Raw genomic sequence first — 19,005 nt, forward strand, 5'->3', positions numbered from 1 at the left:
GAGAACGGCCGTGAAGGCCGCACCTGGCTGGTGCGGCCTTCACGGGGTGGGGCGTGCTACACGGTCAACGTCCAGGAGGACAGGTAACCGGTGTCGGCGGGGCCGACGTCTCGGATGCGGAGCTGCCACGCGCCGTTCGCGGCTTCCGAAGAAGCGTTCACGGTGTAGGTGGTGTTGATGTTCGGGGTCGACGACGAGCTGGAGTTCTTCAGCCGGTAGGCGGTGCCGTCCGGCGCGACCAGGTCGAGGACCAGGTCACCGCTGTAGGTGTGGGTGATGTGCACCTCGACCTTGGTGGCGTTGGACGCGTTGCGCGCGCAGCCGGCCACCGTGTTGGTGCTGCTGACCGCGGCACCCGGGTAGTCCGGGATGTCGAGCCGGGTCGAGTTGGTCACCGCGGTGCACGAGCCCGTGGTCCCGACGCTCAGCGTGTACTGCGCGGTGTGGTCGGTGCTGGCGCCGTCGGCGGTGACGGTGATCGGGTAGCTGCCGGTCGGCGTCGACGCCGTCGTCGCGATGGTCAGCGTCGAGGAGCCGCCCGACTGGATGGTCGCCGGGCTGAACGTCGCGGTCGCGCCGGCCGGGAGACCCGAGGCGGACAGCGTGATCGACTGCGCCGCGCCGGAGGTGATCGCGGTGCCGACGGTGGTGGTCGCCGAGGCGCCCGGCTGCACGGAACCCGAAGCCGGGTTCAGCGCGACGGAGAAGTCCGGTCCGCCGCCGCTGCACGAGGTCGGCTCACCGCTGACGGTGGTGACGGAGATGGCGTCCCACGCGGCCTTGGTGGCGTTGTACTCGGTGCAGCTGCCCGGGAAGAGCGCGATCGCGGCTTCGAGGGTCGCCTTGCGGGCGGCCTTGTGGTTCCACGACGAGGTCTTCTTCAGCAGGCCGTTGTAGAAGATCTTGCCGGCCTTCTGGATGCCGACGCCGGTGACGCTGGAGTTGTTGCAGGTCGGGCTCGTGGGCTTGCCGCCACCCGGGTTCGAGCCCTCGGCCAGCAGGTAGAACCAGTGGTTCTGCGGGCCGGCCGCCGCGTGCACCTCGGTGCTCGGGATCGACGACGAGTAGCAGTTCGGGTCGCCGACCTTCGACGGCTGGTACATGTAACGGATCGGGCCCTGGCCGACCAGGTTGACGCCCTCGCCGACCTCGTAGTCCGGGGTGTCCTTCGGGTTGTTCGCGTACGCCTCGGTCAGCGCGCCGAAGATGTCACCGGTCGACTCGTTCATGCCGCCGTTCTCGTTGCCGGAACCGGCGCCGCCCGGGGTGAACTGGAAGATGCCGTGCCCGAACTCGTGGCCGACGACGTCCATCGAGGTGGCCTGGCGCTGGTTGTCCTGCGAGTGCCCGAAGTGCGTCGACGAACCGTTCCAGTAGGCGTTGACGTCGTTGAGGCCGACGGACGCCGGGTAGCCGGTGCCGCTGCCGTTGATGCCGTTGCGGCCGAGCCAGTCGGCGAGCATCTTCCACTCGGTCTGGACGCTGTAGAGGACGTCGACGCAGCCGGTCTCGAGGTCCGTGCCGGAGCCGTTGCCCCAGTTGTTGTCCGGTCCACTGTAGACGGAGCCGCCTTCGCGGCCGCAGCTGATGCCGGAGCGGCCCGGGTCGCGCAGGGTGTACGTGCTGCCGGACTGCGTGGTGTCGATCGAGACGTTGCCGACGTAGTAGCTGTTGCCGGTGCCGGCGACGTTCACCGTCGCGGGCTGGGCCTGGGTCCGCGCGCCCGAGGCGAACGTGCGCACGTCGTCCCGCTTGTCGAGCACCGCGCCGGTCGCCGCGTCGACGAAGACGTGCAGGTTGCTCGGCGCGGTCGCGGTGCGCCCGGCGACGACGACCTCGTACGCCAGCTTCGGGTTCGCCCCGGCCAGCACGACCTTCTCCGGCGTGCTCACACTGTCCACAGTGGGCAGTTGGGCGCGCGCGGTGGCCGCGGCTTTCGCGGCGTCCAGCGTCACCCGCGTGCCGACGGTGATCGGCGCGGTCTCGGCGGCGCTGGTGCCGCGCACCCGCCCGGCCCCGTCGGCGACGACGACCGCGTCGCCGCCCACGACCCGAAGGCCCTGGTAGGTGCGCTGGTAGGCGCCGTAGAACAGGCCTCCGCCGCCGGCGGTGAGCCCGACGCGCTGGAACGCTTCGGCCGGCCCGCGCTTGAGCGCGTCGAGCCCGCTCGCGGCCGCTTGGTCGGCGGCGCGGGCGGCGGCCACATCCGGCGCGGCGGGCTGGGCCGCCGGGGTCGCGCTCGCCGGGGTCACCGGCAAGGCGAGCGTCATGGCGAGCCCGGCGGCGGCCGCCAAGCCCGTTCTGAACCCACGATGGGTCATCGAGATCACCTTTCACGAAGGCAGAATCAAGGTCCGGCAAGGGAAAGGGGGACGTGTCCGGCGGCCTAACAGCAGGTATGCGTCCGGACGCATCCGAGTAAAGGATCAGCGCATCGGGGCGTCAATGCGCCGAACGGACCAACGCCGCCTTTCGGAATAGCGGGTCAATTCGTACAAACCCCGCCGGGGCTGGGGATTCACCGCGTGTTCCGCGCCGGAACGACTTTCGTAGGGACTGTCCCGGACACCATCCGAACGCCGGAAGCTCTCGATCACCGGGAATCGTTAGTACTGCTCAGGAAAACGTTGTCAGTCGGCTTCCGCGCCCAAGGCGATGAGCCCGTTGCGCAGCACGTCCGCCGCTTCGGCCTGCTTCCCCGTCTCGCCCAGGAGCTCGCTCAACGGCCGCAACGCCCGCACCAGCACGCCGCGCGCGCCGAGCCCGGTGGCGAGCTCGACCGCCGCGCGCAGGTACTCCGCCGCGCTCCGGTGATCGCCGCGGGCGCGGGCCAGTGAACCCAGCTGGAGCCGCAGCTCCGCGGCCAGTGCCGTGCCCGCCACGACCGACGGCCGGATCTGGTCGAGCAGCGCGCTCGCGGTCTGCAGCCGGCCGGCGGCGAGGTACTCGGCAGCCAGCTCGACCGTGATCGCCGGGACGTCGTCCGGCCACGCCGTCTCGCGCGCCGCGCCGAGGTCGGCCAGCGCGCCTTCGACGTCGCCCGCGCGGCCGCGGACCCGGGCCCTGGCCAGCAGGCAGTGCGCCATCGCCGGGTGCAGGGCGCGTTCCTGCATGAGGTCGTAGGCCGCGGCGATCGACGCCGCCGCGTCGGCGAACCGGTCGGCCGCCAGGTGGCTGCGGCAGACCTCGACGTGGCTGCGGGTCAGCTCGGCCAGCACCGCCGGGCCGCCGCGGGTGAGCCGCAACGCCGACTCGGCGTACTCGGCGGCGCGGTCGAGGTCGCCCTGGCGCAGGTGCCGCTCGGCCAGGCACGCCCGCAGCGTCAGCAGCATCGAGGGCTGCGGGTACCCGTCGCGCAGCAGCTCCGCGTGGCAGGTTTCCAGCAGGTGCAAGGAATACTGGGACTCGCCCCAGCCGGACAGCACCGCCGCGCGCAGCGGGACGACCATCGCGCGCACCGGCGGCGGCTCGCCCGACAACGTCGTCTCCGCCTCCGCGACGTACTTGGTGCGGGCTTCGCCGCCGGCGTACCCGGCCAGCCACAGCAGCGCGATGCCCGCCTGCCGCGGCCGGTCGAGGCGTTCGGCCTGGCGGCGGATCCGCTGCATCCGCGGGATCGCGCGGCGGGCGTCGCCGGCCAGGAACCGCTCCGCGGTCTCGATCAGTTCGAGGTCCAGTTCGAGCAGCTCGCGGGGTGAGCTGCCGCCGAGCAGCTCGTCGGGGTCGATGCCCAGCTGCTGGGCGAAGAACCGCAGCGCGTCCCCCGACGGCGTCCGCGCGCCGGTCTCGACCGACGACACGTACGCCGCCGAGTACTGCGGTCCGGCCAGTTCGCGCTGCGTGAGCCCGCGCTCGGTGCGCAGCTCACGCAGGCGTTCGCCGACGCTCTCGCTCACTCGGGTCGCCCTTCCACCGGTTCAGGGTAGGCCGCGCGGCGGCGGGGGAGTCGCCCGCCGCCGCGCGGTGAGGGATCAGCAGGCGCCGGCGTCGCTCCACACGGCCCACGAGCCGGGTGCGCCGGGCTCGGCACCGGTCGAGTACCAGGTGGACGTCCACTTGTGACCGTTGTGGCTCACGGCGTCGTTGGGCACGTACGCCTTCGCGGAGTCCCACTCGGCGAGCCCGCCGCAGCCGGTCGGCGGGGTGCCGGTGCCGACGGTCAGCGAGAACTGCGCGGTGTGGTCGGCGTCGGTGCCGTCACCGGTGACCGTCACCTGGCTGGTGCCCTGCGGCGTGGTCGCCGAGGTGGTGATGGTCAGCGTCGCGGTGCCGCCGGACTGGACGCTCGCCGGGCTGAAGGTCGCCTTCGCGCCCTCGGGCAGGCCGGTGGCCAGCAGCGAGACGGTCTGCGCGTTGCCGGAGGTGACCTGGGTGGTCACCGTGGTGGTCGCCGTCTGTCCCGGTTGGACGGACGCCGACGTCGGCGACAGCGTCAGCGAGTAGTCGTTGCCGGCCGGCGGCTGCCCGCTGCAGGTCGGCTCACCGCTGACGGCCGGGACGCTCACCGCGTCCCACGCGGCCTTGGTGGCGTTGAACTCGGTGCAGCTGCCCGGGAAGAGCGCGACCGCGGCTTCGAGCGTGGCCTTGCGGGCCGCGCGGTGGTTCCACGACGACGTCTTCTTGAGGAGGCCGTTGTAGAAGATCTTGCCGGCCTTCTGGATGCCGATGCCGGTGACGGTGCTGCCGTTGCACGTCGGGCTGGCCGGGGAGGCGTTGCTGCCCTGGGAAAGCAGGTAGAACCAGTGGTTCTGCGGACCCGCGGCGGCGTGCACCTCGGTGCTCGGGATCGACGACGAGTAGCAGTTCGGGTCGCCGACCTGGCTCGGGTTGTACATGTAGCGGATCGGGCCCTGGCCGACGAGGTTGACGCCCTCGCCGACGGTGAAGTCCGGCCGGTCGACCGGGTTGTTGGCGTAGGCCTCGGTCAGCGCGCCGAAGATGTCGCCGGTGGACTCGTTGAGCCCGCCGTTCTCGTTGCCGGAGCCGGCGCCGCCGGGCGTCGTCTGGAAGACGGCGTGCCCGAACTCGTGCCCGACGACGTCCATCGGCGTGGCCTGGCGGCGGTTGTCCTGCGAGTGCCCGAAGTGGGTCGAGGAGCCGTCCCAGTAGGCGTTGACGTCGTTGAGGCCGACGCTGGCGCGGAACCCGCCGCCGGCGCCGTCGATGCCGTTGCGGCCCAGCCAGTCGCCGAGCATCTTCCACTCCGTCTGGACGCTGTAGAGCGTGTCGACGCAGCCGGTTTCGAGGTCGGTGCCGGAGCTGTTGCCCCAGGTGTTGCTGCTCTTGGTGAAGATCGAGCCGCCTTCGCGGCCGCAGGCGATGCCGCGGCGGCTCGGGTCGGTCATCGAGTACGAGCTGCCGGAGCCGGAGGTGTCGATCGAGACGGTCCCGGCGTAGTAGGAGTTGCCGGTGCCCGCTTCGCGGACGTCGTCGCGGGTGTCGAGGACCGTTCCGGTGGCGCTGTCGACGAAGACGTGCAGCTTGGTCGGGTGGCCCTGGTTGTGGCCGCTGACGACGACTTCGTAGGCGAGCTTGGGGGCGTCCCCGGCGAGCACGACGAGCTTCGGCGCGCTCGTGGTGTCCACTTGGGACACCTTGGCGGTGGCGATCTTCTTCGCTTGGTCGGCCTTGAGCGTCGCCTGGGTGGGCACGGCGATCGGCGCGGTGCGCGCGGCCTCGGTGCCGCGGACGTGCCCGGCCCCGTCGGCGACGACGACCGCGTCCCCGCCGACGACCGGCAGGCCGTGGTAGGTGCGCTGGTAGGAGGCGTAGTAGAGCCCGCCGCCACCCGGGGTGACTCCGGTGCGGACGAAGGCCTCCCCCGTGCCCTTGGCGAGCTGGTCGACGCCGTTGAGCGCGGCTTGGTCGGCAGCTCGGGCGGCGAGCGCCTCGGGCGGGGTGGCGGCGGGAGGTGTGGTGGCCGCGGCCGGGATCACCGGCGCCGCGAAGGTCAGGGCGAGGCCGGCGATCGCCGCCAGCCCACGTGGGGATCTCATGGGGAACCTTTCCGGGGACGCGGGGTGTGCCCGGTGTGATAACTGCTGTTATTGCGCCGGACGCAACCGAGTAAAGGATCCGGTGGGCGCGCCGGTCAATGGGCCGAACGGAGCAGTGGTGGCTCGCGAAGATCACGGCGTTCGGCGTGAAACCGCAGGAAACGGCCGTTCTGCCGACTGGTCTGAACCAATTCACCAACTTTGGTAGGAACTTGGTTCTGGTCCGGACCACCGAGCCCAGTGGTCCGGCGAATCGGGAGGGTCGGCTCGCGTACCCGGGTGGTCGGTTCGCGTACCCGGGCGGTCGGCTCGCGTGCCTGGACGGTCGGTTCGTGAGCCGACCCTCTGGGTACGCGAGCCGACTCTGCAGGTGCGTGGGCCGACCCTCCGGGTCAGGCCTCGGGGCCGGCCGCCGAGTCGAGCCCACGCCGGTAGGCCGCGATCGCTTCGTCCAGATGACCACGTTGTCGGAGCACGTCGCCGAGCCGTAGTGCCGTCGAGACCGCCGCGCCGTGCAGTGCCGCCCCGGTCTGAATCTCGGCCGCTTCGCGCAGCAGCCGGGTCGCCGTCTCCAGGTCTCCCTGGGCCTGGGCGACCTGGCCGCGCAGGCCCGTCGCCTCGCCCAGGGCCTCCACGTCGCGGGCCAGCAGCGACCAGACCTCCGAAACCAGCTCGGCTGCCTCGTCCGGGGCGCCCTGCCGGAGCCGGACCTCGGCCAGTTCGAGCGTCGCGCCGGCGACGCCCTCCTCCGACCCGATCGCCGCCAGCTGGTCGCGTGCCGACGTCAGCTCCGCGCGGGCCTCGGCCAGCCGGCCCAGCCGCCGCAGCAGGTAGCCGCGCGCCCAGCGGCAGCGGGCCGCGTCGCGGTCGAAGCCCACCGACGCGAACAGGCGGCACGCCTCGATCAGGTCCTGCTCCGCCCGGCCGGACTCGCCGGTCGCCTGCCACACCTGCGACGCCTGCCGGTGGAACCGCGCGACGAAGTCCGGCCGCGTGGCCGCCTTCGCCAGCCGGTGGCCGTCGACGGCCGCGCGCTGGGCCCGGTGCAGGCCGCCCATCTCCATCAGCGGGTGGATCAACGCGGTGAGCAGGCACAGCTCGGCATCGGGGTCGCCGGACGACGCGGCCAGCTCCGCCTCGACGCGCGCGATCGCCGCGCCGGCGTCGCCGCTGAGGTACCGGCAGCCGGACCAGCGGTGCACGATCATCGCCCGCAGCCACGGCGGCGCCGCGTCGGCCAGCTCCGCCGCGTGCTCGAGGGCTTCCTGCGCGCCGGAGACGTCGAAGAGCTGCCACTTCACCTCGGCGGCGCAGAACCGCGCGTAGCACTCGACGTCGTCGAGGTGGTAACCCGCGGCCTGCTTCCCGGCGGTCGCGAACCGTTCTTCGGCGAGCTCGACCCGGCCCTGTTCGAGGTCGCGGTAGCCCTCGTCGAGGGACGCGCGCAGCTCGTCGGCAACCCCGGGCGGCCGCCCGAACCGCAGCTCGTCGACGGTGAGGCCGAGCCGCCCGGCCAGGTAGCCGAGCATCTCCTCCGACGGCGGCCGGCTGCCCGTCTCGACCTTCGCGAGGAACCCGCGGTCGTACCCCGGCTCGGCCAGCTCGCGCTGGGTCCAGCCCCGGTCGGTGCGCAGCCGCCGGATCCGCGCGCCGAGCGGTTCGGTCATCTCCCCACGGTAGGTCATGACCCCGCGGAACAGCCGCACCGGAGACACCGACCTGCCCGGACGGGCATCACGTGTGTCTGGAGGGGCATCACGCGTGATCAGAGAGGCATCACACGTGATTGGAGGGCCATCACGTGTGATTGGAGGGCCATCACGCCGATGTCCCTCCAATCACGCTTGATGCCCCTCCAGACACGCTTGATGCCCGCCCAATCACGCTTGATGCCCCCCTGATCACGCGTGATGCCCGTGCGGAAACGGACATATTGACGTGCGTGGCCCGTCCGGCTAGCGTTCTCGCCAATTAAATAGGAAACTTTCCTAACTAAGCGGAGGCTGATCATGCGCCTGCTTCCCCTCGCGACCGTGGCCGCGCTCGCCGTGCCGCTCGCTGCCGTCCCGGCCGAAGCGGCCACTGCCGCCGAGGTGCGGGTTGATCAGGTCGGCTACGCGCTTGGTGAGGCGAAGCACGCGTACCTGCTCGGTGGTGCGCCCGGCAAGTTCGCCGTCGTCGACGAGCGCGGGCGCACCGTCCGCGAAGGCCGCACCGGCGCGAGCCTCGGCGAGTGGAACGCGCGGTACCAGACCGTGTTCGACCTCGATCTGTCCACTTTGGAGAGACCGGGCACCTATCGGGTCAAGGCCGCCGGCGCGACGTCGCCGCCGTTCCGGATCGACACCGCGCGACGCCTCTTCCGCCCGCTCGTCAACGCCACCACCGAGTTCTTCCAGGCCCAGCGCGACGGCCACGACGTCGTCCCCGGCCGGCTCGACCGCAAGCCGTCGCACCTCGCCGACCGGCAGGCGACCGTCTACGCGGAACCGAAGTTCCAAGGCGAGGGCGGCGACGAAATCGTCGAACCGCTGAAGCCCCAGGGTGGCCCGGTCGACGTCGAAGGCGGCTGGGTCGACGCCGGCGACTTCGTGAAGTTCACGTCCAACACCGCGTATTCGCTGGCCGAGCTGGGTGTCGTGCTGCGTGACGACCCCGATCCGGTGCTGGCGAAGGAGGTCCGCTTCGGCCTCGACTGGCTCGACAAGATGTGGGACGGCCGGACCAAGACCCTCTACGCCCAGGTCGGCATCGGCACCGGCAGCGAGGAGTTCGGCTTCCTCGGCGACCACGACGTCTGGCGCAACCCCCAGGACGACGACGCCCTCGACGTCAAGCCGGGCGACCCCGCCTACTTCGTCAAGTACCGGCCGGTGTTCCCGGCCGCCCCGGCGGGTGCGCCGCTGTCCCCGAACCTCGCCGGCCGCGTCGCCGCGGCGTTCGCGCTCGGGGCGCAGGTCCAGGCACACCGCGACCCGAAGCTGGCCCGGCATTACCTCGCCGAAGCGGCCGCGGTGTTCGCCCAGGCGAAGACGACGGACGTCGGCGAGCTCGTCAGCGCGTTCCCGCACGCCTACTACCCGGAGTCGTCCTGGGAGGACGACCTGGAGCTCGGCGCGACGCAGCTCGCGCTCGCGGCGCGCGCCCTGAACGACCCCCGCGCGAACGGCTGGGTCCGCGACGCGGCCAAGTGGGCGAAGGCCTACATCGGCAGCGACGACACGAGCACGTTGAACCTCTACGACACCAGCGCGCTCGCCCACGCCGACCTCGCCGGCCTGCTGCGGGCCGGTGTTCCCGGCGCCGCGCTCGGCGTCCGCGAGCTGGCCGCCGACCTCCGCCGCCAGCTCGACTCCGGTGTGGAGCAGGCGAAGAAGAGTCCATTCCGGACGGCCGTCGACGTCACCGACTTCGACGCCGCCAGCAAGAGCTTCGGCTTCGCCGCCACCGCCCGGCTCTACCAGCGCGTCACCGGAGACACGCGGTACGCGGCCTTCGGCGCCCGGCAGCGTGACTTCACCCTGGGCGCGAACGCGTGGGGCGTGTCGCTGGTGGTCGGCGTCGGCACGACCTTCCCGCAGTGCCCGCACCACCAGGCCGCGAACCTCGCCGGACCGGCCAAGGTGCTGTACGGCGCGGTCGTGAACGGTCCGAACGGCGCGGACAACTTCGCCGATCTGCCGTTCCCGGCGGGCGCGAAGGAATGCACCCGTCCGTATGAATCCTTCGACGGCCAGGGAAGTCGTTACGCCGACGACCTGAGTTCATGGCCCAGCAACGAGCCGGCCATCGACTTCACCTCGACGGCGCTGCTCGCATTTTCGCTGGCGGGCAGGCCGTAGCATGGCGTAGTGAGCGAACAGTCTGAATGGCCGGACGGCCAGTACCCCGAACGCCCGGTAGAGCGCCACAAGGGCCCGGTCGTGCTGCGCCGCGACCGCCGCGACCAGGGCAGCACCACCGACCAGCGGCTCCTGGACGCGCGCGGCCCCAGCGACTGGGTGCACACCGACCCGTGGCGCGTCCTGCGGATCCAGGCCGAGTTCGTCGAGGGCTTCGGCGCGCTCGCCGAGGTCCCGCGCGCGGTCACCGTGTTCGGCTCGGCGCGCACCAAGCGCGACAACCCGGAGTACGAGCTCGGCCGCAAGATCGGCGGCGCGCTGGCCAACGCCGGCTTCGCCGTGATGACCGGCGGTGGCCCGGGCGCGATGGAGGCGGTCAACCGCGGCGCGGCCGAGGCCGGCGGCTTCTCCGTCGGGCTCGGCATCGAGCTGCCGTTCGAGCAGGGCCTGAACCCGTGGGTCGACCTGGGTGTCAACTTCCGGTACTTCTTCGCCCGCAAGACGATGTTCATCAAGTATTCGCAGGCCTTCATCTGCCTGCCCGGCGGCTTCGGCACGCTCGACGAGCTGTTCGAGGCGCTGACGCTGGTGCAGACCAAGAAGGTCACGAAGTTCCCGGTGGTGCTCTTCGGCAGCGACTACTGGGGCGGTCTCTACGACTGGATCGCCAAGACCGTGCAGGCCGAAGGCAAGATCAGCCCGCACGACCTCGACCTGCTGCACGTCACCGACGACATCGACGACGCCGTCCGTGTGGTCCAGGAGTCCTACCAGGCCTGGGAGGACACCCACTGATGAGCCGGATCTGCGTGTTCTGCGGCTCCTCCATGGGGTTCTCGCCGCGCTACGCCGAGCAGGCGGCCGCGCTCGGCAAGCTCCTGGCCCAGCGCGGCATCGGCCTGGTCTACGGCGGCGCGAGCGTCGGCACGATGGGGGTGGTGGCGGACGCGGCGCTGGCCGCGGGCGGCGAGGTGATCGGCGTGATCCCGGAGGCGCTCTCTTCGGTGGAGATCTCGCACGCCGGGCTGTCGGAGCTGCACGTCGTCCGGGACATGCACGAGCGCAAGGCCAAGATGGCGGCCCTGTCGGACGGCTTCCTGGCGCTGCCGGGTGGCGCGGGCACGCTGGAGGAGCTGTTCGAGGTCTGGACGTGGGCCCAGCTCGGGCTGCACGGCAAGCCGATCGGCCTGGTCGACGTCGACGGCTACTACGGGCCGCTGCTCGCGTTCGCCGACCACATGGTGAGCGAGGGCTTCCTCAAGGCGGACTACCGGCAGCTGCTGCTGCTGGATCAGGACCCGGCGGCGCTGCTGGACCGGTTCGAGACGTACGAGCCGCCCGCGCCGCCGAAGTGGGCGAAGGAGCCACCGGGGATCTGACGTCGGTGGCGGCCCGCACGAACGCCGCCACCACGCGCGAGCGGGTCCGGTCCGGCCAGGCCAGCACCACCGACGTCCGGGGTGCGTCGAGCACCGGCACGCACACGACGTCCGCGCGCACGTGGCGTCGGGCCGACTCCGGGACCACCGCGACGACCTGGCCCAGCGCCACCAGCTGCAGCAGCTGTCCCGCGTCGCGCACCTCGGGCCCGGGCACGTCGCTGCCGGGCCAGCGGGGGAACGGCTCGCCGTCGAGGTCGGCCAGGACCAGGGCCGCCCGGTCGGCCAGCCGGTGGCCGCGGGGGAGCATCGCCACCTGGTCCTGCTCCAGCAGCAGCTCGGTGTCGAACCCGACGTAGTCGTCGTGCGGGCCGTGCAGGAACGCCAGGTCGACGCGGCCGTCGCGCAGCATGCGGGACTGCTCGCCGACCCCGCACACGACGATCTCGACGTCGATCGCGTCCGGGTCGGCCCGGTAACCGGGGAGGATCCGTTCGAGCAGGCCGGCGTCGCCGTCGGTCTTCATCGCCACGAGCAGCTTCGGCGCCGCCTGCCCCGCACGCTGCGCCCGGCGCACCGCGGCGTCGACCGCGTCGAGCGCTTTGCGGCTCTCCGCAAGGAAAACCGTGCCCGCGGGCGTCAGGCTCACGCCGCGGCTCGTGCGGTTCAGCAACGGCACACCCATGCGGCGTTCGAGCTGCTGGATGGCGCGCGACAGCGGCGGCTGCGCCATGCCGAGGCGCTGCGCCGCCCGGCCGAAGTGCAGCTCCTCGGCGACCGCGACGAAATACGCGAGCTCCCGCGTCTCCATACCGCCAGGGTATCCGCCGATGCGGCATCGGTGTTGGCTCGCGCGGGCGTCCCGCTGGTGTGCTGGAGCCATGGACGAAATCACTTTGGTCACCGGCGCGAACAAGGGCATCGGCCGCGAGATCGCCGCGCAGCTGGCCGCCCTCGGGCACACCGTCGTCATCGGCGCCCGCGACGCGGAGCTGGGCGAGAAGGCGGCCGCGGAGCTGGGCGTCGACTCCGTGGTCCTCGACGTGACGGACCCGGCGTCGGCCACCGCCGCTGCCGCCCGCATCGAGGAGCGCTACGGCCGGCTCGACGTGCTGGTCAACAACGCCGCCGTCGCCAGCCCGCCGGGCACCGACCTGGCGCGCCAGAGCCCGAGCACCGCCGACCTCGGCACGCTGCGCACGGTCTTCGAGACGAACTTCTTCGGCGTCATCACGGTCACGAACGCGCTGCTGCCGCTGCTGCGCCGGTCGGCCGTGCCGCGCATCGTCAACGTCTCCAGCAGCGCCGCGTCCCTGACCCGGAACGCCGAGCCCGCCACCCCGCTGCCGATTTCGGCGGGTTACACCCCGTCGAAGACCGCGTTGACGTCGTTGACCCTGCAGTACGCGCGGGAGCTGCGCCCGGACGGGATCCTGGTCAACGCGGTCTGCCCGGGCTTCTGCGCGACGGACCTGAACGGCCACCGGGGGTTTCGCACGCCGGCCCAAGGCGCGGTCGCGGCGGTCCGGATGGCGACGATCCCGGCGGACGGCCCGACGGGCACCTTCGTCGACGACGAGGGTCCGGTGCCCTGGTGACGGCCTAAACCGCCGGGCCGGTCCACGCGTGGAGGGTGGCGAACCGAGGGAAGGAGCCCACCATGGTCCGGACGAGCAAGCGCGTGGTCCGGCGGCTCGCGGCCGTGCTGCTGGCGCCCGTGGCCGCCCTGGCGCTGGCCGCTGCGCCCGCCTCGGCGGCCACCAGCGGCTTCGCGACCGCCAGCTCCTGGCAGGACTGCCCCGAAGGGTGGTTCTGCGCCTGGGAGAACGCCGACGCCACCGGCCACTGGGCCCGCTTCCAGGACGGGTCGTCCGATCTGACCAAGGCGATCAACGGCTACGTGTTCAACGACAAGTTCCAGTACGCCTACAACCGGACGGGCAACGTCTGGGCCCTCTACGAAAACATCGGCTACAACTACTACCAGCCCGGGCGCAAGCTGCTGATCGGCCGCGGCTGGCGGGGCCCGCTGGCGCCGAAGTACAGCTTCGCGAACCTCACCAGCTCGCTGCTCTGGATCGCCAACTAGGCGACGCCCTCACTCGGCCGCTTGTGGTAGGTGTCCACGTACTCCTGCCCGGAGATCTCCAGGATCTGGTACATCACCTCGTCGGTCACCGACCGGCGGATCGCCGGCGAGTAGTCCTGGCCCTCGTACCGCGAAAAGTCGAGGGGCTTGCCGAACGTGATGGCGATCTTGGCCCGGCGCGGGATGCGGGCACCGCCCGGCTGGAGGCCCTCGGTGCCGGTCAGCGCGACTGGCACCACCTTCGCGCCGGTCGCCAGGGCCAGCGCCGCGACGCCGGTGTGGCCGCGGTGCAGCCGGCCGTCCAGGGAGCGAGTTCCCTCGGGGTAGATCGCGAAGACACCGCCCGCGTCGAGCACCTTGCGCGCCGCTTCGAGGGCGGCCAGCCCGGCCTGGGCGTTGCCGCGCTCGACCGGGATGTAGCCGAGCCCGCCGACGAACCCGGCCATCAGCTTGCCCTTGAGGCCCTTGCCGGTGAAGTACTCCGCCTTGCCGAGGAACTTGACCTGCCGCGGGGTCGCGAACGTGATCACGCCGGTGTCGAGCGCGGCGCGGTGGTTGGCGGCCAGGAGCACGGGGCCCTCGGCCGGCACGTTCTCCACGCCGATCACCTCCGGCCGGTACACGGCCCTGGCCAGCGGGCCCAGCACGAACCGGACAAGCAGCGCGATCAAGTGGTCCTCCTCCTCGGTGCGGTGACACCAGCATGGCACGATCGTTACTCGTGAGTTGGTTCGAGCGGCGGACATGGCAGGAGCCCGGTTGGGCCCCCGAGGACATCGTGACCGCGAAGGGTGACCGGACGGTTTCCGTCGTGCTACCGGCGCTGGACGAAGAGCGGACCGTGGGCGACGTCGTCGCGTCGGTGCGGCCGCTGGTCGGCAGCGTGGTCGACGAGCTGGTCGTCGTGGATTCGGGTTCCACGGACCGCACCGTCCAAACGGCCGAGGCCGCCGGCGCGCGGGTGGTCCGCCGGGAGGACGTCCTGCCGGACCTGCCGACCGTGCCGGGCAAGGGCGAGGTGCTGTGGCGCTCGCTGGCCGCGACCAGCGGCGACTTCGTCGTCTTCCTCGACTCCGACCTCGTCGACCCGGACCCGTCGTTCGTGCTCTCGCTGCTCGGCCCGCTGGTCACCGAAAGCGGCGTCCACCTGGTCAAGGGCTTCTACCGCCGCCCGCTGCGGCTGGAGAGCAGCGGCGGCGGCCGCGTCACCGAGCTGCTGGCGCGACCGGTGCTCTCGGCGTTGCGCCCGTCGCTCGGCGGGCTGGTCCAGCCGCTCGGCGGCGAGTACGCGGGCACCCGCGAGTTCCTCGAATCGGTGCCCTTCGCCGCCGGCTACGGCGTCGAGATCGGGCTGCTGCTCGACGCCGAGGCGCGCTACGGCCTCGACGGGCTCGCGCAGGTCAACCTCGGCGTCCGCAAGCACCGGAACCGCTCGCTGCTGCAGCTGGGCGTGATGTCCCGGCAGATCCTCGGCACGGCGCTGGCGCGCTGCGGGGTCCCGGCCGCGGACGCGCCGTTCACGCAGTTCGTGCAGGTCGACGAGGAATGGCTGCCGGACGTCACCGAGGTGCCGGTCGCGGACCGGCCGCCGATGCGGGAAGTGCTCGCCCGTCCTCGAGGGTGACGACCTCGTCGAACCCGGCCAGGTGCTCGGGCCGGTGGGTGACGAGCACGACGCTGCCCCGGGCCTTCGCAAGCACTTTCGCGAGGACGGCGTCGCCGTGGGCCGGGTCGAGCCCCTCGACCGGCTCGTCGAGCAGCAGCACGCGGGGGTTCGCGAGCACGGCCCGGGCGAGGACCAGCCGCTGGCGCTGCCCGCCGGAGAGCCGGTCGCCGTCCGGCCCGGTTTCGCGGTCGAGCCCGAGGTCGAAACCGGCGGTCTCGCAGGCTTCGCGCAGCTCGTCGTCGGTCGCGTCCGGGTCGGCGATCAGCAGGTTCTCGCGGACAGTCGTGTGGAAGACGTGCGCGTCGGCTTCGGCGCCGGAGACGAGGCGCGGCAGGTCGGCGTATTCGTCGAGCGGGTGGCCGTCGAGGAGCACCCGGCCTTCGGTCGGTGTTTCGGCGCCGAGGAGCAGGCGAAGCAGCGTGGTCTTCCCCGCGCCGCTGGGGCCGAGGATGCCGACGCGCTTGCCGGGCGGCAGGTCGAGGTCGACGTCCCGCAGTGCCGGGGCGCGGCCGGGATACCGCACGCCGGCCCGCTCCAGCCGGAAGTGTCCACTTTGTACGGAACGCGGGCTCGGGACGGGTGGGGGCGTGGCGAGGACGGCTTGCACGCGGGTCGCAGACGCGCGGATCTCCGGCACGCGCCGGGCCGCGCCGATCAGCGGGAGGACGACCTCGAAGGCGGTCATCGCCGCCAGGGTGAGGGCGGCGGTCCAGGGCACGGAGGCGTGGCAGAGCAGTGCGACGGCGACGGTGGTGCCCAGCTGGACGAGCACGCCGGCCGCCGCGAACAAGGCGGTTTTGCCCATGGTTTTCCGCTCGCGCACGACGAGGTGGCCGACGACGTCGTCCGCCCGGGCGCGGTGCGCGGCGAGTGCCCCGGCGGCGACCAGCTCCCGGTGCCCGGTCACCAGCTCGACCGCGCGTTCGGCCAGCTCGGCCCGCTTCGGCGCGTTCTCTTCGGCCGCCCGCGCGGTGCTCCGGACGACCAGCCACGGCAGCAGCACCCCGGCGACCGCGAGCCCGCCCGCGAGCACCCCGGCCGCGAGCGTCGACGCCGTCGCGGTCACCCCGACGGCGACGCTCCCGACGAGCGCGGCGACCCCGGCCGGCAGCAACCACCGCAGGACGGCGTCCTGCAGAGCGTCCACATCGGACACGAGCCGGGTGACGAGGTCGCCGCCGGAGTAGCGCGGTGTGAGGGCTTGGTAGACGCGGGTCCGCAGGGTGGTGAGCCACCGCAGGACGACTTCGTGCCCGGCGAGCCGTTCGGCGTACCGGAGCCCGCCGCGCAGCAGCGCGAGCGTGCGGACGGCGACGATGGCCACGGTCAGCGCCCCGAGCGGCGGGCGTTCGGCGGCGCGAAGGAGCAGCCAGGCGGCGGTCGCCATGAGCGCGAGCGCGGCGAGTTCGGCGCCGGCGCCCAGCAAGGCCGCGCGCAGGAGCCGGAGGACGTCTCGGGGGGACACGGCCCAGCGGTTCACGCCGCCACCTCCGCGCCCACCCGGCCGGCCCGCAGCTCGACCACGCGGTCGGCCAGGGAAACCATCGCCGGCCGGTGGGCGACCAGCACCGCCGTCCGTTCCGGCAGCAGCCGGCGCGTCGCGGACAGCACCGCCGACTCCGTGCGGGAGTCCAGGCGGGCGGTCGGCTCGTCCAGCAGCAGGAGCCCCGCCGACGTCCGGGCCAGCGCCCGCGCCAGGCCCACGCGCTGCCGCTGGCCGGCCGACAACCCCGAACCCAGCTCGCCGACCGGGGTGTCGAACCCGGCCGGCAGCCCGGCCGCCACCGAGTCCAGCGCCGCCGCCCGCGCCGCGGCCGGGACGTCGGCGGCCGCACCCAGCGCGATGTTCGACGCGAGCGACCCCCGGAACAACGTCGGCCGCTGCGGCACCCACGCCACGTCCGCCAGCCAGTCCGCGGGGTCGAGCGTGCGCAGGTCCACGCCGTCCACGAGCACTCGTCCCGATGACGGCGTCACGAACCCCAGCAGCAGCGCCAGCAGCGTGCTCTTCCCGGACCCGCTCGGCCCGACCAACGCCAACCGCGAGCCGCCCGGCACGGACAGATCCACTTCGGACAGTGCGGGAACGCCGTCGTAGTCGACCGAAACCCGCTCCAGCACCAGCGAAGGCGCACCTCGACGGCGGGTGGAAGCCGCCTTCCGAACCGAAACCACCGGTGCCGCGAGCGCCTCCCGCAGCGCCGCCAGCCCTTCGGCCGCGGCGTGGAACTTCGCGCCCGCCGCCCGCAACGGCAGGTACGCCTCCGGCGCCAGGACCAGGATCAGCATCGCGGTGCGCGCGGAGACGTCGCCGGACAGCAGCCGGAACCCGATCGGCACCGCGACCAGCGCCACCGACATGGTCGCGACCAGCTCCAGGACCAACGCGGACAGGAAGGCGACCCGCAACGTCTTCACGGTCGCGTCGGCGTGCGCCGAAGCCATCGCCCGGACCGTCGACGCCTGGGCCGCCGCCCGCCCGAACACCTTCAGCGTCCCGAGCCCCCGCACCACGTCGAGGAAGTGCCCGCCCAGCTTCGTCAGCAACGACCACTGCCGCTGCGTGCGGGCCGCGGTGTGCTTGCCGATGAGGATCGCGAACACCGGGATCAGCGGCAGCGTCACGGTGACCACCAGCGCCGACACGAGGTCCGTCGTGAACAGCCGCACGATCACCGCCACCGGCACCACGACCGACACCACCAGCGACGGCAGGTAGCCGGTCAGGTAGCTGTCCGTGGCGTCGACCCCGCGGGTCACCTGCGTCGCGACGACCCCGGCGCGCTCGGCCCGGGAGTCGAGCAGCCGGCGGCGCAGACCACCGCGCACCGACGCCGCGAACCGTCCACTGAGGACACCGTGCCCCGCGGTCAGCAGGACGCGGGCGGCGACGGCCACGACGAGGAACAGGGACACCCCGCCGCCGGTGAGCAGCGTGGCGAGACCTTCGGCTTGGAAGAGCACCGCCGCCGCGGTGAACACGGCGAGCGCGCTCAGCGCGGCGAGGTACCGCCGGAGTCCGGGCAGAGCAGGCACGACGTCCCCCTAGAAGTGCAGCAGCGAGCGCTGGTCGAGCGGACGGCGGTGCGCGCGCCAGGTCAGCCACTGCACGACCAGCAGCAGGAGCACCGACGGCGGCGCGAACCAGGCGAGCACCGCGAACGTCCCGGACGCTGTCGCCGCCTGGTCGACGCTCATCGCGTAGTCGGTGGCGACCAGCACCGTCGGGAACCGGACCACCCCGACGAGCAGGGCCGGGCACGCCGACAGCACCATCGACCCGACGAGCGCGACCCGGTGCCGGCGCGTCGCCAGCGCGACCCGCAGCACCAGGAACGCGGCAAAGGCCAGCACGACCACCGCGACGCCGAACCCGGTGCCGCCGTCCAGTGCGAAGAAGCCCCAGCCGGTGGCGACGACGAGGAAGGCGAGCACGGGCGCCGCGAAGGCGCGGGCCAGCCGCACCGCGCGGCCGGTCAGCTCGGCCGGCGCCCGCACGGCGAGGAACGCCGCGCCCTGCAGGCAGAACAACGCGACGAACCCGAGGCCCCACAGCACCGCGTACGGGTTGAACAGCGCCAGGACGTCCCCGGACGGCGAGCCGTCGGCGTCCAGGGGCAGCCCGACCAGCAGGTTGCCGAGGAACAGGCCCCACGACAGCGCCGTCACCAGCGCGCCGCCGACGATGCCCGCGGTCCACGCGCCGCGCCGGGCGTCCGGGCGGCGGCTGCGCAGCTGCATCGACGCGGTGAACGTGACCAGGCCGAGCAGCAGCGTCACGACCAGGACGTACGCCCCGGCGAACACCTTGCCCTCCAGGTGCGGGAACGCCCCGAACAGCAGGCCGACCGCGGCCACCAGCCACACCTCGTTGGCCAGGAAGAACGGCCCGAGCGCGCCGAGCGTCTGCCGCCGGCGCCGCTCGCCGGACTCGAAGCCCGGCAGCAGCATGCCGACGCCGTAGTCGTAGCCGGCCAGCGCGAAGTACCCGCAGGTCAGCAGACCCAGCACACACCACCAGATGGTCGCCATC

Annotated in this window: 14 protein-coding genes and 1 pseudogene; 6 read left to right on the plus strand and 9 right to left on the minus strand. The window is 72.6% G+C overall.

The window, feature by feature from the left end:
• Positions 1-56: 56 nt before the first annotated feature.
• The 4 genes from M8542_RS26895 to M8542_RS26910 all read right to left on the minus strand — a co-directional run bounded on the left by M8542_RS26895 (position 57) and on the right by M8542_RS26910 (position 7,681).
• Positions 57-2,321, minus strand: a complete 2,265-nt coding sequence (locus M8542_RS26895; protein WP_257923032.1) for a M4 family metallopeptidase — start codon at positions 2,319-2,321, stop codon at positions 57-59.
• A 309-nt stretch (positions 2,322-2,630) separates the two neighbouring features.
• Positions 2,631-3,896 (minus strand): helix-turn-helix domain-containing protein, encoded by a 1,266-nt coding sequence (locus tag M8542_RS26900; RefSeq protein ID WP_257923033.1) that lies wholly within the window; start codon positions 3,894-3,896, stop codon positions 2,631-2,633.
• A 75-nt stretch (positions 3,897-3,971) separates the two neighbouring features.
• Complete coding sequence (locus tag M8542_RS26905; RefSeq protein ID WP_257923034.1) at positions 3,972-5,996, minus strand: M4 family metallopeptidase; 2,025 nt, start codon at positions 5,994-5,996, stop codon at positions 3,972-3,974.
• A 392-nt stretch (positions 5,997-6,388) separates the two neighbouring features.
• Positions 6,389-7,681: a helix-turn-helix domain-containing protein gene (locus M8542_RS26910; protein WP_372508619.1), complete on the minus strand. Its 1,293-nt coding sequence runs from the start codon at positions 7,679-7,681 to the stop codon at positions 6,389-6,391.
• A gap of 324 nt (positions 7,682-8,005) precedes the next feature.
• Here M8542_RS26910 and M8542_RS26915 point away from each other — a divergent pair, with 324 nt between their 5' ends.
• The 3 genes from M8542_RS26915 to M8542_RS26925 are packed head-to-tail and all read left to right on the plus strand — an operon-like array spanning position 8,006 to position 11,217.
• Entirely contained in the window at positions 8,006-9,838 is a 1,833-nt protein-coding gene (locus tag M8542_RS26915) for a glycoside hydrolase family 9 protein (protein ID WP_257923036.1), read from the plus strand.
• Positions 9,839-9,847: 9 nt separating this feature from the next.
• Positions 9,848-10,633: an LOG family protein gene (locus M8542_RS26920; protein ID WP_257923037.1), complete on the plus strand. Its 786-nt coding sequence runs from the start codon at positions 9,848-9,850 to the stop codon at positions 10,631-10,633.
• Entirely contained in the window at positions 10,633-11,217 is a 585-nt protein-coding gene (locus M8542_RS26925) for an LOG family protein (RefSeq protein ID WP_257923038.1), read from the plus strand. The genes M8542_RS26920 and M8542_RS26925 overlap by 1 nt, the downstream gene beginning before the upstream one ends.
• A 13-nt stretch (positions 11,218-11,230) precedes the next feature.
• Here M8542_RS26925 and M8542_RS26930 read toward each other — a convergent pair.
• Positions 11,231-12,190, minus strand: a pseudogene (locus M8542_RS26930) (LysR family transcriptional regulator); the annotation flags it as partial.
• Between M8542_RS26930 and M8542_RS26935 the strand changes: the two are divergent.
• On the plus strand, positions 12,099-12,815 hold the full coding sequence (locus tag M8542_RS26935; protein WP_257923039.1) for an SDR family oxidoreductase: 717 nt from the start codon (positions 12,099-12,101) through the stop codon (positions 12,813-12,815). The pseudogene M8542_RS26930 and the gene M8542_RS26935 overlap by 92 nt on opposite strands.
• Before the next feature lie 62 nt (positions 12,816-12,877).
• Positions 12,878-13,306 (plus strand): peptidase inhibitor family I36 protein, encoded by a 429-nt coding sequence (locus M8542_RS26940; protein WP_257923040.1) that lies wholly within the window; start codon positions 12,878-12,880, stop codon positions 13,304-13,306.
• Here M8542_RS26940 and M8542_RS26945 read toward each other — a convergent pair.
• On the minus strand, positions 13,303-13,977 hold the full coding sequence (locus tag M8542_RS26945; protein ID WP_257923041.1) for a lysophospholipid acyltransferase family protein: 675 nt from the start codon (positions 13,975-13,977) through the stop codon (positions 13,303-13,305). The two genes, M8542_RS26940 and M8542_RS26945, sit on opposite strands and share 4 nt — an antisense overlap.
• Before the next feature lie 50 nt (positions 13,978-14,027).
• Here M8542_RS26945 and M8542_RS26950 point away from each other — a divergent pair, with 50 nt between their 5' ends.
• Positions 14,028-14,930, plus strand: a complete 903-nt coding sequence (locus M8542_RS26950) for a glucosyl-3-phosphoglycerate synthase (RefSeq protein WP_257923042.1) — start codon at positions 14,028-14,030, stop codon at positions 14,928-14,930.
• Here M8542_RS26950 and cydC read toward each other — a convergent pair.
• From cydC to cydB, 3 genes are read right to left on the minus strand one after another with little or no spacing between them, the layout of a single operon-like run.
• A complete protein-coding gene (gene cydC / locus M8542_RS26955; RefSeq protein ID WP_257923043.1) occupies positions 14,866-16,452 on the minus strand; it encodes a thiol reductant ABC exporter subunit CydC in 1,587 nt (528 codons plus the stop codon). The genes M8542_RS26950 and cydC overlap by 65 nt on opposite strands.
• Positions 16,449-18,008: a thiol reductant ABC exporter subunit CydD gene (gene cydD, locus M8542_RS26960; protein WP_257923044.1), complete on the minus strand. Its 1,560-nt coding sequence runs from the start codon at positions 18,006-18,008 to the stop codon at positions 16,449-16,451. Before cydD ends, cydC begins: the two co-directional genes overlap by 4 nt.
• Before the next feature lie 9 nt (positions 18,009-18,017).
• Entirely contained in the window at positions 18,018-19,004 is a 987-nt protein-coding gene (cydB, locus tag M8542_RS26965; protein ID WP_257923045.1) for a cytochrome d ubiquinol oxidase subunit II, read from the minus strand.
• Between the last annotated feature and the right edge of the window lies 1 nt (position 19,005).

This window comes from Amycolatopsis iheyensis, from assembly GCF_024703995.1.
Taxonomy (GTDB): Bacteria; Actinomycetota; Actinomycetes; order Mycobacteriales; family Pseudonocardiaceae; genus Amycolatopsis; species Amycolatopsis iheyensis.

What these genes read in the sequence shown, in the direction of transcription:
- M8542_RS26940 (WP_257923040.1), top strand. Translation starts at nt 12,878, where the DNA reads ATGGTCCGGACGAGCAAGCGCGTGGTCCGGCGGCTCGCGGCCGTGCTG.
- cydB (WP_257923045.1), bottom strand. Translation starts at nt 19,004, where the DNA reads ATGGCGACCATCTGGTGGTGTGTGCTGGGTCTGCTGACCTGCGGGTAC.
- M8542_RS26935 (WP_257923039.1), top strand. Translation starts at nt 12,099, where the DNA reads ATGGACGAAATCACTTTGGTCACCGGCGCGAACAAGGGCATCGGCCGC.
- M8542_RS26925 (WP_257923038.1), top strand. Translation starts at nt 10,633, where the DNA reads ATGAGCCGGATCTGCGTGTTCTGCGGCTCCTCCATGGGGTTCTCGCCG.
- M8542_RS26910 (WP_372508619.1), bottom strand. Translation starts at nt 7,681, where the DNA reads ATGACCTACCGTGGGGAGATGACCGAACCGCTCGGCGCGCGGATCCGG.
- M8542_RS26915 (WP_257923036.1), top strand. Translation starts at nt 8,006, where the DNA reads ATGCGCCTGCTTCCCCTCGCGACCGTGGCCGCGCTCGCCGTGCCGCTC.
- M8542_RS26895 (WP_257923032.1), bottom strand. Translation starts at nt 2,321, where the DNA reads ATGACCCATCGTGGGTTCAGAACGGGCTTGGCGGCCGCCGCCGGGCTC.
- M8542_RS26905 (WP_257923034.1), bottom strand. Translation starts at nt 5,996, where the DNA reads ATGAGATCCCCACGTGGGCTGGCGGCGATCGCCGGCCTCGCCCTGACC.